Origin of the sequence: Streptomyces sp. NPDC053431 (genome assembly GCF_044544925.1) — a bacterium.
In the GTDB taxonomy this organism is placed as follows: domain Bacteria; phylum Actinomycetota; class Actinomycetes; order Streptomycetales; family Streptomycetaceae; genus Streptomyces.
The window spans coordinates 1-15,703 of record NZ_JBITXX010000042.1 but is presented as its reverse complement, the minus strand read 5'-3'; the positions used below and the strand labels follow the sequence as shown (position 1 = coordinate 15,703).

At 61.9% G+C, this 15,703-nt stretch carries 7 protein-coding genes and 2 pseudogenes; 7 read left to right on the top strand and 2 right to left on the bottom strand.

The annotated features are described in order from the left end of the window. Positions 1 to 282 precede the first annotated feature (282 nt). Positions 283 to 3,153: an AAA family ATPase gene (locus ACIGXE_RS36730; RefSeq protein ID WP_399754482.1), complete on the top strand. Its 2,871-nt coding sequence runs from the start codon at positions 283 to 285 to the stop codon at positions 3,151 to 3,153. Positions 3,154 to 3,583: 430 nt separating this feature from the next. Here ACIGXE_RS36730 and sph read toward each other — a convergent pair whose 3' ends face one another. Next, positions 3,584 to 4,435, bottom strand: coding sequence for a sphingomyelin phosphodiesterase (gene sph / locus ACIGXE_RS36725; protein ID WP_399754480.1), 852 nt, complete (start codon positions 4,433 to 4,435; stop codon positions 3,584 to 3,586). 461 nt (positions 4,436 to 4,896) lie between these two features. Continuing rightward, positions 4,897 to 5,135: pseudogene (locus ACIGXE_RS36720) on the bottom strand (IS5/IS1182 family transposase); the annotation flags it as partial. Between the two features lie 566 nt (positions 5,136 to 5,701). On the opposite strand from ACIGXE_RS36720, the gene ACIGXE_RS36715 reads away from it, so the two are divergent. The 6 genes and pseudogenes from ACIGXE_RS36715 (at position 5,702) to ACIGXE_RS36690 (ending at position 15,003) form a co-directional block, all read left to right on the top strand. After that, positions 5,702 to 6,388, top strand: coding sequence for a FadR/GntR family transcriptional regulator (locus tag ACIGXE_RS36715; protein WP_399754479.1), 687 nt, complete (start codon positions 5,702 to 5,704; stop codon positions 6,386 to 6,388). A gap of 1,390 nt (positions 6,389 to 7,778) precedes the next feature. Beyond that, a complete protein-coding gene (locus ACIGXE_RS36710; RefSeq protein WP_399754477.1) occupies positions 7,779 to 9,635 on the top strand; it encodes a GMC family oxidoreductase N-terminal domain-containing protein in 1,857 nt (618 codons plus the stop codon). Positions 9,636 to 10,089: 454 nt separating this feature from the next. Continuing rightward, entirely contained in the window at positions 10,090 to 10,362 is a 273-nt protein-coding gene (locus ACIGXE_RS36705; RefSeq protein ID WP_399754475.1) for a hypothetical protein, read from the top strand. Between the two features lie 111 nt (positions 10,363 to 10,473). Further along, positions 10,474 to 11,384, top strand: a pseudogene (locus ACIGXE_RS36700) (IS5 family transposase). Between the two features lie 130 nt (positions 11,385 to 11,514). Continuing rightward, positions 11,515 to 13,251, top strand: coding sequence for a TIGR03767 family metallophosphoesterase (locus tag ACIGXE_RS36695; protein ID WP_399754473.1), 1,737 nt, complete (start codon positions 11,515 to 11,517; stop codon positions 13,249 to 13,251). 171 nt (positions 13,252 to 13,422) lie between these two features. Continuing rightward, entirely contained in the window at positions 13,423 to 15,003 is a 1,581-nt protein-coding gene (locus ACIGXE_RS36690; protein ID WP_399754472.1) for a S8 family serine peptidase, read from the top strand. Positions 15,004 to 15,703 lie beyond the last annotated feature (700 nt).

Sequence of the window (15,703 nt, the reverse complement as noted above, 5' to 3'; positions counted from 1 at the left end):
GGCTCAAGCCGGGCCCACTGGCCGTTCGTCAGATCCCCACGTCCCACAGGACGTGATCATCAACGAACAAGATCCACTTTCGCAACAGACCCTAGCCGACCCGGCCTCCCCCTACCGTGGCAAGAAGGAGCAGCTGGGGCAAGCCCCACGCTCACAGAGCCAGCGTGTTCACCGCGCACGCGACACCACGTTCTAAAGCCCAGACCCGCCTCATATCCGCGGTTCTCAGATGCATCCGCTGTTCCAGTGGCCAAAACATCTGGGCCGCGAGATAATCAGGCCATGGCGAACGCGAAAAACCTGCTGGAGCGCACACCACAAATTGAGGTATTGACCACACATGTGAAAAGGCTCACCACTGGCGCAGGGGCAGCTTTGGCAGTCGAGGGAATGCCCGGGATCGGCAAATCCCGTCTACTCAGCGAGGCATCCTCCATTGCGCGTGCCATGGGAATTCAAGTGCTTTCTGCTCGGGGAACAGAGCTGGAAAGAGAATTTGCCTACGGTTTGGTACGGCAGCTGTTCGAGACCCACCTCGTTTCGGCGACGCCCGAACAACACGATAAATTCTTGTCAGGACCAGCGGCTCAGGCACGCGAACTGTTTCCGCTCGGAACTCAGTGGAATTCCTCCCACCTAGATCCAGGCAGCCCTAGCCCATCTAACGGCGCGGAAGTGCGAGGTGATTTCCCCCTTCTCAACGGCCTATTCTGGCTTCTCGTTAATGTTTGCCAGGATAGTCCAGTATTGCTTGTAGCTGATGACCTACACTGGGCGGATGAGCCGTCCCTCCGGTTCTTCCTGTACCTACTTCCCCGCCTAGCCGATATCCCGGTATCGATCATCTTCAGCCTTCGTCCCGAAGGTGAGAAAGCAGCTGCAGCAAAGCTCCTCACTCTTCTCAGTTCAGACTCAGCGTGTCACGTTATGCGTCTCCTCCCGCTTGGCGTTGAGAGTACCCGGCAGCTGATTCACGAATTTCTCGGCGTAGAGCCAGACGACTCATTTGCTGAGGCATGCCACAAAGCAACTGGCGGAAATCCGCTATGGATCCGGGAATTGTCAGACGCCTTCGCGACTGAAAAGGTTTCACCCACAATCGGTAACCTATCGAAAGTGGAAAGCATAGGGCCGCAGGCCGTCCGTAAGCGAGTAAAGCTGCGCCTAGCACAGTTGGAGCCGGCTTCGGCGGCTTTGGCGCAAGCCGCAGCAGTTCTTGGCGACGGCGCGGAGCTCAACAAAGCGGCGGCATTGGCGGGGCTCGCTGCCGCTGAAGGGTCAGCTGCTGCAAGCGACCTTACGCGCACAAGCATGGTGTCGATCGATGTGGCAGGCTCGGAGCACTCGCCGCGAGTTCGTTTTGTTCATCCTCTAGTACGGTCAGCTATCGAGGAGGCACTGGAAAGTACGGACCGACTCGCCATGCATGAACGGGCCGCCATTCTCCTCGATGAGGCCGGCGCGGAGCCTGAGAGGGTAGCCGCGCACCTCCTGAAGATACCTCCAGCAACGATTAATACTGCCCATATCACTCTGCGGACTGCTGCAGAATTTGCAATGTCCCGCGGTTCCCCAGAGGCCACGCGCACTTATCTGCTTCGCTGTCTGGAAGAACCGCTTTCTCGGACAGACCGGATCGATGTTCTCACGCTGCTCGGCGCCGCATCGCACCTGCTAGAGCTCTCCGATGCGGCTGGCTATCTCAGGAAGGCGGTGGACCTGTCTGAGCACGAAGAGGAACGCCACCACCTAGCGGCGATGCTTGCTGTATCTCTTCACCTTCAAGGGGAGAGTGAAGAGGCGCTAAGGATCATCAGCGATGCAATTTCTGATCTTGATTCTCCAACATCCGAACTTAGTCTTGAGCTGGAATCTTTCGCCGCAATGAGCCGTATCACTTCTGGCAATCCGGGTGATATCGCCGAATGCGTATCCCGCTTGCAAGATCTACCAGAGACGGACAGTCGCTCAGGGAAAATGATTGACTGTGCTATTGCGTTCGGGCAGTTCTACATGAGTGATCCCGAGGCAGTGCCTCACGCTATGCGCTGTCTGTCAGAAGATGTGCTCCTGAGTGAACCAGCGGTCGCCCATCTCGCCGCAGCAGCATGGCACGTCCTCGTCGCCGCTGATCACCCCCAGGCCCCTGCCATGCTTGATGCCGCGGTGGGCAAAGCGCACCGATTTGGGTCCATAACAACCCTCGCACCCGCCTACTGTTTCCGCGGACTGAGCCTACTTTGGCGCGGCTTTCCCCAAGAAGCTGAGCGGGATATGCGCGAAGCCGCCCGAGCTGATGAACTCAGCGCCCACAGTCTCGGACGTGCGGCAACGGGTGCCTACCTCGCCGAAGCCCTGATAGAGCAGGGAAATTTCAGAGAAGCGGAAAAGGTATTGGAATGGGCGATCCCGAATGGCACCGGGATACGTGGTATGGAAATCCTTGTATCCGCTGGAAGAGCACGCCTGCTACGAGAATCGGGGTCTTACGGGGAAGCACTGACTCAGAGTCTCACCGTGGGAGCTTCTGCCGATGCTCAGTGCTGCAGAAATCCAGCGCTTCTTCCTTGGCGATCTGACACAGCCCTGTGTTTGCACGCGCTGAGCCGAGCCGGCGAAGCCATAGAATACGCCACCGAAGAAGTAGAACTTGCTCGGGTTTGGGGCGCGCCACGAGCACTGGGTCGCGCCCTGCGCGTTATGGGGGTCGTAAGTCCCAGGAGCCAGCGTCTACATTTCCTCGAAGAAGCGGTTGCTATTTTGCGAGAGTCCTCTGCGCAACTTGAGTTGGCCAAGGCCTTGTTGGATCAAGGGAGTATCCTTCGGAGCGAAGGGTACCGGAAAGATGCGCGGAATTCACTGCAGGACGCATGCACGCTTTTTGAACGATGCGGTGTCAGCTTTTGGGGTGATCGCGCCAATACAGAGCTTGTGGCTGCAGGAGCCCGGCGGCGACGCATTGCTATGAAAGGTCTGGAATCGCTCACTCCCAGCGAGCGCAGAGTTGCCGAGTTCGCCGCTAAGGGATACTCCAACAGGGAAATCGCCCAGCGCATTTTCGTTACGCCGAAAACAGTGGAGGTCCATCTGAGCAATGCCTATCGGAAACTAGGGGTGGCTTCGCGTAGGGATCTCCCTGAGGAGCTCCGATGATCCAAGGGAGGCGAGTCGCTGCTTTGACCAGCGGGTGACAACTCTCCGGTATCAGCACGAAGGTCCGGGCGGGTGGGGCCGGCAACGTGCTCGTACAGCACCGCGCGAAAAAGCCCGTACACGGCTCGCCCGATAGCGGTGTCGACACGATCCCCCAGAAGCACTCTGCCCCGCGCCAAGGCTGTGCTGTCCGGAAACCTCCCGATGCGCTCCTTGAGTACACGCGACGACGCAAAAAGCCATCATCCGGTACCTCACCACAGAGAGGATCGCTCGCGCCAGCCTTGTCATCCCAGGCGCGAACTTACGCGCCGCGTCCAACCCTCAGCACCGACCACTCGGCACGTCAGTTTCAGCAGCGCAGACTCCCTCCCCGAACACTGCATGAGACAGTTCTTTGGAGGAAATCCACACTCAGAACACCAGGAGATCAGGGCGTAGCCATGCCGACGACCGGATAATGGTCTGAGTAGTCCCAGAAGTTACGGCCGCGCATCGCATAGGGCGAAGAGTGGTAAGGGAAGACCCAGTTCGCCCAGCCGTGTGCTGGACGAGCGTGATCGGTGCGAAGAAAGACGTAGTCCAGTCGGCCGGGAGATCCTCCTGGATCACGGTACCTGGCGATGGAGTTAGTCGCGGGATCGTAGCTGACAGAAGACGTGGATACAGGAGGGGAGCTCACCTGCAAGCGCTCGAGGAGTTGGGTGTATTCGTTGCTTGTGGAGCGGATGTTGAAGTCCCCAGCGATGATAATCGGTTCGGAAGTAGGGATAGCACGTTGAGCTAGAAAGGAAGTTATGGCGTTCATTTGGTCGGCTCTTTCGTGCTGGGCTTCGCCATCATCGCAGCCCGAATCGTTGGCCTGCAGGTGCGTTCCCACCACGTGGACCCGGGTGCCGGCGACATCTATGACAGCGTAGGCGAACCCTTTGGCTGCCCAGTAGTCAGCCCCGCATCCGCCGCCGTATATGTGCTGGGACCGGTAGCGAATGGGCCATTTGCTGAATATGGCCACTCCACCATCTTCAAGGGGTGGTCCGTAATAACCACCGCTAGTGCTATTCCACCCAAAGGAGCCGCGGCCGACCACCGGCGTGCGGTATGGATGCTGGTCAATCAGCCTGGGAAAGAGTTGCTCTGCCGTGGCGCTGTTATCAAACAATTCGGTCAAGACCAATATATCGTATGATTTAAGATAACTAGCCTCGCCTACGAGGCGGGCACGCAAGTCCGGCTCCCAGTCAGTGATACCACTGGGTAACAGCATCAGATTGTGCGTCATAAGGGTTGGGAATATGGCTGTCGCTATGTAGCCATCCGAATCACGGGTAGCGCTTGCTGGGGCACTAGTGCAGAACAACGAAGCGGCTGCGCAGACCGTCAGCATTAGCGCTCGAACCGTTGCGGTTTTTCCACTGAGAGACATAGAGAACCTCATCTATGGAGACGTGATTGTGCTGATTTCGGTCGCAGGCCGCCGCGTTGCCAGCACGGATAGAGGGACGTGCTGCGCCACTGTGGGACCTCACGATCGGATCCGCCGCGCTTTGCTGGTGTGCCCCAGAGTTCACCGCGCTTTGTGGCGACGTCTCCGATGGGAGTGGGCGCACTCGATGGGGACTGGGCTGCTCCCGAGGTCGCCGGGAGCCTTACCCCGAACTGGATGAGTCTCTCTGCCAGAGAAGCTGATCGCTGTGCCCATGTCAAGGTGCTGGCGTGCCGGGCCGGTGTGGTCATGCCGCCATGGCGAGGTGCGACGGCCTGGACCGCGTGGTGGAGGCCGTTTCCGCGCTGACGGGCAGTCACGGAGAATCTTGTAGTGCTTGATGTGGGTGAAGGTGTGCTCGACGCGGGCCCGGACGTCTCGGTGTTCGACGTTGTCTTCTTCCTCGCCGGGCAGTAGGGCCCGGCTGGGCGTTTGGGTGCGGGACGACGAGCCCGGTGCTTGATGCGCAGACGGTGGCCAGGCCGGAGTCCTGCCAAGGCCTTCGCGTCTGCGGTTGGGGCACCGGTTCCGTTGCCGTGCGGGCAGCGTCAGGCCCTGACAGCAGCTCGGCAAGGCCGGCGGCAGTCACCGCAAGCCGGCCTTCCAGACCGGCAACTCACCTGCACCTTCACTCTGCGCCGCCGATACGCAAGTTGCCGACCAGTCGCACGCGGCGACGGCGCCGTCCGGCAGGATCCGCCTCGCGCAGGACTCTCACAAAACCCGGCGCACCCCGAGCAAGGTTGGTGGATGGCCACTTGGTGCAAGCGCGGGCGGTGGGCTGTGGATCCCGGACGGTTAGCCATGCCATGTAGATTCCTGCGTGCCTGCAACCGCCGCGCAGCCACGCTACCTGCACTTGGCCGGTCACTCTGCCCTCAGCGACTCTACGATCAGGGCATGTAGGTCGAGGAAGGTCCTCCGCCGGGGAGAAGGTCCCAGTCAGCCAACTCCAGCTTGTTAGGGGCTTGGGCTAAACGCTCGACGTCCTTGCAAGAGGCTTGTCTCCTCTGCGCGGCCGTGGTTCAGTGGCTCATCCAACATGGAGAGGGGAACCACGAGATGCTGCCCCGCGAGACGATTGTCGACGTGCTGGAAAAGCAGTTGCACAAAGATATTCTGAGCGGCCGTCATGCGAGCGGAGGGCTACTGCCCCCTGAACGTGAAATGGCTCAGCATTACGGGGTAACTCGCACGACTCTTAAGCATGCGTTCGGCCGATTGCTGCAGGCTGGCCTGTTGGAAACCCGGCACGGCGTGGGAACGCGAGTGCGTGACTACGCAAGGCTGGGCGGTGCCGACCTGCTACCGATTCTAGTTAAGCACGATCCGCGTTGGCTCGTCGAGATATTTGAAGTGCGTCGCAGCGTCGGTGCACTGATCGCGTCGCGTGCCGCAGAAAAGGCAACAAGCGTGCAGCGCGCAGAGTTGATCGAATTGTTGGCCGCGGTCTCCGCAAGCGAAAGCCCGGAGGAAGTGCAGTTGGCAGAAATGGATGTCCACCGCGCGTTGGGGCGGGCGAGCAGTAACCGCGTCTACGCATTGCTGACTAATACGCTACTCAGCGCCTATACGCCTGTGCGTGACCGGCTCGCGGGGCCGTTTACCGACGCTCGTGCAGCATACGATCGCCTTGCACCAGTGATCGCAGCGGTCACTGCGGGCGACTCTGCGACAGCGCATACTGCGGCCACGGAGTATCTGATGGCCACGGAGCGCGTCATGCTTGAAGGGTTGGGCATCGTATGAGGGCCGGTTCCGGAATAACGTTTCGAGAAACCATGAGCGGGTCGGTGCAGCTCGCCGGAGAAGACGAGAGGCGTGCGGTGCGTCTCGATTTGTCGGTGCGTGCCGATCGTTTACTATTGCCGCATCGTACAACTAGCGGCTTACTGGCAGGCCGAGTCCGCGTCGCCGGGTGGGCAAACGATTTAGAGGCTCGGGGCGACATTGAAATATCTTTGATTCCCCGCCACCGCATTCGATATCGACTTCAATTTTCCGCAGGAGGACGCTTCTACACACTGGAGGGGTGGAAGTCGGTATCCGCTCGTCGCCCTATCCGTTCGATGACGACGCTGCCGTTCACCATCTCGGCAGACGGCGCAGAAGTAGGGCGAGGAACAATCCGCTTCAGCCTTGCTACTGGATTCCTTCCTTTGTTGGCGAGCATCCGCCTGCGGACCGCCGGCCGACGTCGGAGTACCGGCTTGGTGTCCCCTCGTTGGAATGGCGCTGCGGGCCGTACCGAGGTGTGGTATACCACACTGACCGACCCCGCTACTCGCACCGGCGTGTGGCTGCATCACGAGATGGTCGCACCGACGGACGGCTCCCCGGCCTACGCCCACGGATGGGTGGCGGTCTTCCCTCCCCACGGGCCTGTGGAACATGCTCGCTTTGGCCCGGAACGCTGGGAAGAGAATCGATTCGGGTTCGAAGCCTGCCAGGTCGTGGCCGGCGCCACCTACTTGCGGGGATCCGCGGCAGGGTTCGCCTGGGATTTGTCGGCACGAACCGAGAGCAAGCCACTGTTCACGTTTCCACGGTGGGCGTGGCAGCATGAGCTGCTGCCTGGCGTGCAGATCCTTCCGGCCGCCCGCTCCCAGTACAGCGGAATTCTTAGACACCCTTCGGGTGAATTGCATCTTGTTAACGCCCCAGGCGCCTCTGCCCGGATATACGGGCATGGCAGTGCCCGGCAGTGGGCCTGGCTGCATGCAGACCTCGGGGGTGGCGACATACTGGAGGTCGTGGCTGCTGTGTCTCCGCGGCCGGGTCTTGGGCGGCTGCCTCCGCTGACGTTCCTCCGTTTACTCCACAACGGCCGCGCCTGGCCGCGTCATGCCGAGAGAAGCGCGTTTGGCTGGGCGGGCTTCCGCCGCTTCCGGACACGCATTGGGTTGCCTGTGTGGACGGTGAGTGGACGAGCCGGGCTACGGCGCATCAAGGTCCGGGTCACTCAGCCGCCAGAACAGACCCTGGCGCTTCACTATACAGACCCCGACGGCGGGACAGCAGTGTGCCGCAATAGCGAGGTTGCGGATGCGCACATTGTGCTGCAGCGCTGGTGGGGGCGATGGCGCGCAGAGGCGGAGTGGGTTCTCGATGGCAGCGCGCACGCGGAGGTTGGGAGTCGATGAGTCGCAGTCTCAGAGGGCTGATCGCTGCCCTAATCGCCGATGATGGCAGCTCAGGGTGGCCGAGCAGCGTGCCGAACTGGGTTGACGACATGCTGGATTCCATGCCTTCAACGGTTCGTACCGGGATACATGGGGCCGCACGAGCCATTGACTTTTATGCTGCCGTGCGTATGGGGCGGCGGCTGCTGGCACTCACGCCGTCGGAACGCGAACAGGTGCTGGCGTCACTTGCTGCCCATCCCGCGATGATGATGGTGCTGGATGCTGTGAAGGTGCCGGTGATGATGGCTGCCGGGACAGCCCGCATGTTGCAGGAGAAACCCTCGCGGGCGATCCTGTCGGCGCCCGCAGACCCGCCGCTGAACTGTGTGCATTCAGCTGAATGGCCAGACCGTGCCTACGCGGACGCCATCGTGATCGGCTCTGGTGCGGGTGGCGCGATCGCCGCACGTACATTTGCCCGGGCCGGACTGGATGTGGTTGTTCTTGAGGAAGGCCGTCGGTATAGCACGGCTGATTTCGAACGCGGGGTACCATTGATGCGTTTCGCCCAGCTGTACCGCGACGGCGGCGCTACGGTGGCGCTGGGCAATCCGCCCATACTCCTTCCAGTCGGGCGCGCGGTAGGTGGCACTACCATTGTCAATTCTGGTACTTGCTACCGCACGCCAGATCATGTCCTGGCTCGCTGGCGTGAAACTTACGGCCTCAGCATTGCTGACGCTACAGCTTTCGGGAGGCATCTTGATGAGGTGGAGCGCACCCTGCGTGTGTCCGCCCAGCCACTCGACGTCCTGGGCAGGAACGGACTCGCAGCTCTGGCTGGCGCCGAGCGCCTCGGGTGGCCGGCCGGGCCTTTACGGCGCAACGCCCCCGGCTGCAGGGGTTCTTGTGAGTGCGTAGTCGGCTGTCCCACAGGCGCCAAGCAGAGCGTCCAGCTGTCGGTGCTGCCCGACGCCTGCGCGAATGGGGCGCGTATCGTTACATCAGCACATGTCGTGCGGATACTGAGCGAACGAGATCGCCCCGGCGGCGCGCGCGCATACGGCGTCGCAGCCAGGCGTCCTGATGGCAGCTGCTTCGAAATCCTCGCTCCACTGGTAGCGGTTGCTGCAGGAGCGTTGCATTCTCCACCACTGCTGCGGCGTTCAGGGTTAGGCAGTCACCCCCGTACCGGTCGCAACCTGACTGTGCATCCGGCGACGAGCGTGGCCGGTCGCTTCTCTCAGCGGATCGCAGCCTGGGAGGGCGTACTGCAGAGTGCAGGAATCGAACAGCATCGCGCGGACAGGATCCTCATCGAGGCGACGGCTGGTCCAGCGGGCATGGGATCATTCGTGTTTCCGGGCGTGGGACGCCGACTGCGGGCCGAACTGGAGCAAAGTGCAAACTTCGCTATACTTGGCGCCATAGTCGCAGACCGTCCGTCGGGTCGCGTATTGGGAGCACGCCGCACCCTTCTGCGCTACAGCCTGCATCCAGGAGACGCGCAGCGTCTGGTGCGAGCGGTACAGGCCATGGGAGATGTCCTGTTCGCTGCAGGTGCCGAGGAAGTGCTCACAGGGATCTCTGGCCTGCCGAACGCCCGAACACCGTATGAACTCCGTGAGCTCCTCGCGTCAGTGACCGCACGGCGGCTGCATCTGTCAGCGTTCCATCCCACTGGGACGGTGGCAATGGGCGCCGACCCCCAGATCGCCCCGGCGGACGACATGGGGCGGTTGCGCGGAGTACACGGTGTGCTCATAGTGGACGGATCGACTCTTCCGAGCTGCCCAGAGGTAAACCCCCAGATGACCATCATGGCGACAGCTCTCTCAGTTAGCAGTCACGCCGCAGGCAAAGGAAGTTAACACGGCACTTTCCTTTGAGAGCGGGGGCCCTGGGCGTGGGTGCGTCCAGGGCAGGAACCGAGAAGCGCCGGTGTGGGAATTGGTGTCGGCCGGCACGGCCAGGGCCAGGTCCTCAGGAGCGTGAAGGCGACGGCATTTACGGGCCCTAGCTATAAGGCATACAGCTCTGAAGACCTCTCGCCGGAGCGGACGGTCGCGCACGGCTCCGGCGTATCCGCATGTTGGAGGGCAACCGCCCACCAGGCTGAGCCATGATAATCCGACCCTGTCAAGTGGAAAGGCGAACAGCAGTCAGTCCTCCAGGTGTAGATCGCGGGTGGAATCGCCCCGAAGAGAAAAGGACGCTTTGCGAGCCTGATGTAGTCTCGAGCTCTTCGGCCGACGGCAACAGTGGGCCGGTGTCTTCGCGGCTGGCACCTCCGACGTCCGGGTAGTGGTGTGCGCTCGAAGTGCCATGGGTGACTCGTTGCGGGAGGCCAGGCAACTGCGGCGGGACCTCGGCTATGAGTTATCGGGAAATCCGCCGCTCCTGACCGCCCGTTCCGGGCACCTGAGCGGCCAGCAGGGCTATCTGACGTCGGGACGTTTGATGAAGCACAGAAGCATCGCAAAACCTGAACGTCCGAGAGCGGCGCTGATGCTGACCATTCAACTCCGCGAGCTTGGCGGCGACGATCTGCACCTGCTCCGCGGTCAAATAGCACACCGTACCGGCCCGTTGCCGTGATGACTGCCCAGCTTTCAGCGGCAGCCGCCTGAGAGACGGTTGCCACGAGCACGGCGTCTTGCCATGCGAAGCGGCTGGTTGGGGGCTCGGCACAGCACGACCAGTGGGGAGCTGAGGAACGCGGGGGAACGGCTGGAGTCGTTCCTGCCTCGCGGTGGCGCGCGGGGTGGCCGCTGGTGTGATCACCGCAGGGTGATCAACGGGGTGCTGTATCGGGTGCGGATGGGTGCCCAGTGGCGGACCTGCCGGAGCGGTTCGGTCCGGAGGCCGTCTCTAAGCGGCGTCGCCGCTGGTCGGCGGATGGGACCTGGGCGATGCCGCTGTTCAGGATCCAGGCCGCTGAGGACGCCGGGGGCCGGATCGACTGGGATGTATCGGTGCACTCGACCGCGGTACGGGCCCACCAGCACGCCGCCGGCGCGCGGAAGACACTGGCAGTCGCGGGGACTCAAAGGGGGAGCATGCGGGGAATGAATCAGGTCGATCCGGTGCTGCGGAAACTGGCAGTCCTGCTGGCGAAGTTGGTCCGATCGGCGAGTGCCTGGGACGCTCCCGAGGCAATTTTCACCACCAACCACCTCGCAGCCCAAGAGCGCTGTCGGCCCCTCACTCTCGTCCCGACCCCCGACCCCCGACCCCCGGCCACTACGGCGACGGCCCACCACTTCGCCATTTGCTGGAACAGGGCCGTGTGCCCCCCGCACCGGGGCAGGCCGACCCCGCACCCGCCCGATCATGTCCTGCCGACAAGGCCTACGCGTCCCGTGCCAACCGCGACGACGCGGCATCCAGCACACCATCCCCGAACGCCTCGACCAGCAGCGACACCGCAAGAACCGCAGCTCGCGAGGCGGCCGGCGCACGGCCTCGACAGCGAACGTTACAGGAAGCGCAACACCGTCGAACGCGCCATCAACCGCCTCAAGGGCTTCCAGACTGTCGCAACTCGCTACGAGAAACGTGCCTACATCTACCTCGGCACCCTCACCTTCGCAGCCCTCATCATCTGGCTCCGAACATGATCCGAGAAACAGTCCCTGGGCCGCAGGCCAAGAGCAAGCAACCTTACCTTGTCAGCTCTCTTGACGAAGGACGCGGTTAGCAGTTCTCTTCTGGATGAGTCACTCATCCACTGGGCAGAGATGAGGGAAGATGCTTACGCGTCGTGGCGTTCTTGGTGCAACCGCGCTGGCGGCAGCTGCCGCCACACTGGACCTGGGGACAGGGAAAGCAACCGCGGCCGAGACAGCCTATGGTCTGACTACCTTGAGCCGGACCCTGCTGCCAGGGCCGGCAGGTACTGGAAATTACCGGCCGCTCGTGGAAGGTCCTGGCGAACCACACGCGGTCAGGAACGATCTGGGAGGCGTCCTAGCATTCTCAGCTGCGCGTCCGCTTCTAGCATTCGCGCAGTTCACTGACCTGCATGTGATCGATGCTCAGTCTCCGGCCAGGGTGGAGTTCTTGGACCGCTACGGGGATCCAGGTGGGAGCACTCTGGGGCGACTTCTAACGGGTTCCTATCGGCCTCAGGAAATGTTGTCAACCCACATTGTCGATGCGATGGTCCGTGCGGTGGGACAGATAGGACGTGGGCCGTCGACTGGGCTGCCCCTAGCCTTCACCATAGTCACCGGTGACAGTGTAGATAATGTACAGCTCAACGAAGTCCGCTGGTACATAGACCTTTTGGACGGTGGGGTGATCCGACCTGATTCGGGTGATCTGTCCCGATGGGAGGGTGTTGCGGATCTGGCGCGGTTTGATGCCGCTTACTGGCACCCTGACCCAGCAGCCTCAGGTGACCGGCCCTCCGGCCTGTGGGGATATCCGCAGTTACCGGGGCTCCTGGATGCTGCGCGTCGGCCTTTCATTGCTGCAGGGTTGGGCATGCCGTGGTACGCGGTGTACGGCAACCATGACGGTTTAGTCCAAGGAAACGTTCCCCCCAGTTGGCTGCTGAACGAGATCGCAACCCGTTCCTCCAAGGCAGTCGGCTGGCCGGTCTCGCCAGAGGCAGCTCTGACAGCCGCGGCCGAACTCGGATACTCCGGCGATGCCTTAGCAGCGGCATTCAATGGCCCCGTTCGGACTGTGTCACCGGATGCGCGCCGACGCCTATTAAGTAGAAAAGAGGCCATCGCCGAACATTTCGCAACGGATGGCGTTCCCGTTGGGCATGGTTTCACGCCACAAAACCGTTCATACGGAACCGCGTACTATGCCTTTGACCAGGGCCTTGTACGGTGCCTCGTGCTGGATACAGTCAATAGCAACGGCGGTGCGGATGGCTCGCTGGATGCGGATCAGCATCAGTGGCTGCGCTCTCAACTACGTGCCGGCAGCCACCGGTACTTAAAGGAGGACGGCAGCAGCGTCACTCACGACGCCGAAGACAGACTCTTCCTGATATTCAGCCATCACACGCTGGACACGATGGACAACACCGCAGACTCCTGGTGGGGAGCGCCACGCGTCAATGGCACAGAGCTGCGTGACACTCTGCTGCGCTTCCCCAACGTCATCGCCTTGATTAGCGGCCATACGCACGCAAACCGCATCCGCCCCCATGCGAGGCCCGCGACGTGGGACGCCATCGGAGGGTTCTGGGAGATTACTACAGCTTCCCATATCGACTGGCCGCAGCAGAGCAGACTCATCGAAATAGCCGCCGCTCCGGGCAACCTGTCCATCTATACAACGATTGTCGACACCATTGCGCCGCCAAGCCACGGCGGGGAGTTGGACTCTCCCGTCGCTTTGGCCGCGCTCGCCCGTGAGCTGGCCGCAAACGACTGGCAGCACCGCGGCGAGTCAGCTCTGAGACGCCGTGGCACGACTGTTGACCGCAACACCCATTTGCTTGTGCCAGCCCCATTCGCCCTTTAGCACTTCCTTGCTGCCCCACATACGCGGGCTGATCCCAGTGCCAGGGCACAGAAAAGCACGCACTTGTCATGCAAGCGCCGAAAGGCTCGAACGGCAACGGCGTATCTGCGAATCTGCCCAGCCAGCTGGCATGTTCCTGGTTCAGCGCACCACAAACAAGGAGGAACTTGTATGGCACTGCTGCGTATCACCCGGCGAAGGATCGCCGGGACTGCAACGGTCGCGGCAATAGCCGCATTCGCTCTAGGGATCGGCTCGGCGCCTTCGGTAGCGGCACGTGCAACCGACGCCTCTTTTGAGGGCCATGTACATGGCTCAGGTTCTCCCGAAGCTGTGAAAGACAGCTACATAATTATCCTCAAGAAGACATCGAGTGCCGCTTCACCTTCTGGTAGAGCCATCGTCCATAAGTTCGGCGCCCAGATCGAGCGGACCTACCAGTCAGCCCTGAACGGTTACGCCGTCACACTGCCATCCTCCCGAGCACGGCAGCTCGCCGCCGATCCGGCAGTGGAAGCGGTGGTGCAAAATCGCCGCGTGTCTCTCTCAGCGACCCAGCCGAGCCCGCCCTCTTGGGGGATGGACCGCATCGATCAACGAGCTCTACCGCTGAACGGAAGCTATGCCTATCCGGACTCCGCAGGGACGAGTGTAACCGCCTACATCATCGACACAGGCGTCCGAATCAGCCACAACGACTTCGGCGGCCGCGCACGGTACGGCTACGACGCAGTAGACAACGACAACACCGCCCAGGACGGTCACGGGCACGGCACACACGTCGCCGGAACGGTGGCTGGTAACGCCTACGGTGTCGCCAAGAAGGCCTCTGTTGTTGCTGTGCGTGTACTCAACAATCAGGGGTCAGGCACGATCGCCCAAGTGGTAGCCGGCATCGACTGGGTAACGCAAAACGCTGTCCATCCGGCTGTGGCCAACATGAGTCTAGGGGGCGGAGCCGACGTCGCACTCGACACGGCAGTGCGCAACTCCATTGCCTCGGGGATCACCTATGCAGTGGCAGCAGGCAACTCGAACAGCGACGCCTCCAACTATTCGCCGGCGCGGGTCGCCGAGGCCATCACCGTCGGGTCCACCGCGAACACAGACGCTCGCTCCAGCTTCTCCAATTACGGTGGGATCCTGGACGTTTTCGCCCCCGGCTCCTCGATCACTTCTGCGTGGAACAGCAGCGACACCGCGGTCAACACCATCTCCGGCACATCCATGGCCACCCCCCATGTGACCGGAGCCGCAGCCCTCTACCTCGCCGCCAACCCCTCGGCTACCCCGGCGCAGGTTTCGACGGCCCTCACCACCGCCGCCACAACTGGCACCGTTTCCGACCCCGGAGTTGGATCGCCAAACCGGCTGCTCTTCGTCAATAGCATCACTACACCTCCCCCCGGCAAGAAATTCGAGAACAACGCCGACTACACCATTGCAGACTTCATGACTGCCCACTCCCCCATCACCGTGAGCGGCGTGAGCGGCAGCGCACCGACAACCCTCGCAGTCTCCGTCGACGTAAAGCACACCTACATAGGCGATCTCCAAGTAGACCTGATTGCTCCCGACGGCACCGCCTACCGTCTCAAGAACTACGGCACGGGCGGTAGCTCCGACAACCTACTCACGACCTACACGGTGAACGCTTCGTCCGAACTGGCAAACGGGATCTGGGGGCTGCGCGTACGGGACAACGCCCTGTACGACACCGGCAAGATCGATGCCTGGTCGCTACAGTTCTAGTCCTTGACGGGCTAACCTGACCCTCCGCACTCACCGAGGGAGCCGTAGCACGGTTCCCTCGGTGAGGCTGTACTCATGTCCGCTCAATCCTCCTGTTGATAGCGGGTGGGCTTGGGTGGACCGTCAGCTCGACTCCAGGGCCGGGGTCAGACCGGCTTCCGGCGGGCACGACGCGATCGCGCCAATCATCTGCCGATGATCACACCACCGGCCACCTTTGGTGTCTGGCTCGCAGACACGGATCGCTCCGCGCCCTGGCATGTCGGCGACCAAACACGCCTGCCCAAGATCCTACCCATCTTCACATTAGCTACTGCGACTCAATCCGGGGTGCTGTGGCAATCGCTCAGATCGGACAGCCTTCGCGAAGCCTGGTGGTAGCCCGAGCTACCCCTGTAGGACAGCCAGCTGCTTTTGGTTGCCGTTCCGACTGGAGAAAGTGAGCCTGTTTAAGGTGTGGCTACTGCCTATGGCCGGGATTCCGGTGCGGTCACCACCTGCGGGTTCACCCCGTGCCGTCGGCGCTTTCTCGATTAGCCGGCCCGGTCGCGTCGGCCGATCTCAGCGCTGTGGTCAGGCTCGGCGCACGTCCAGTGAGATGGCCGTGGGCTTGATCCGCTTTGACGGACATCTGAGATCAGGGGCTCCCGCCCCGGAAGGATGATGTTCATCATGGAGAGCATGGGGAAGAAGAAGCCGC

What these genes read in the sequence shown, in the direction of transcription:
- ACIGXE_RS36730 (WP_399754482.1), top strand. Translation starts at nt 283, where the DNA reads ATGGCGAACGCGAAAAACCTGCTGGAGCGCACACCACAAATTGAGGTA.
- sph (WP_399754480.1), bottom strand. Translation starts at nt 4,435, where the DNA reads ATGACGCACAATCTGATGCTGTTACCCAGTGGTATCACTGACTGGGAG.
- ACIGXE_RS36715 (WP_399754479.1), top strand. Translation starts at nt 5,702, where the DNA reads ATGCTGCCCCGCGAGACGATTGTCGACGTGCTGGAAAAGCAGTTGCAC.
- ACIGXE_RS36710 (WP_399754477.1), top strand. Translation starts at nt 7,779, where the DNA reads ATGAGTCGCAGTCTCAGAGGGCTGATCGCTGCCCTAATCGCCGATGAT.
- ACIGXE_RS36705 (WP_399754475.1), top strand. Translation starts at nt 10,090, where the DNA reads ATGGGTGACTCGTTGCGGGAGGCCAGGCAACTGCGGCGGGACCTCGGC.
- ACIGXE_RS36695 (WP_399754473.1), top strand. Translation starts at nt 11,515, where the DNA reads ATGCTTACGCGTCGTGGCGTTCTTGGTGCAACCGCGCTGGCGGCAGCT.
- ACIGXE_RS36690 (WP_399754472.1), top strand. Translation starts at nt 13,423, where the DNA reads ATGGCACTGCTGCGTATCACCCGGCGAAGGATCGCCGGGACTGCAACG.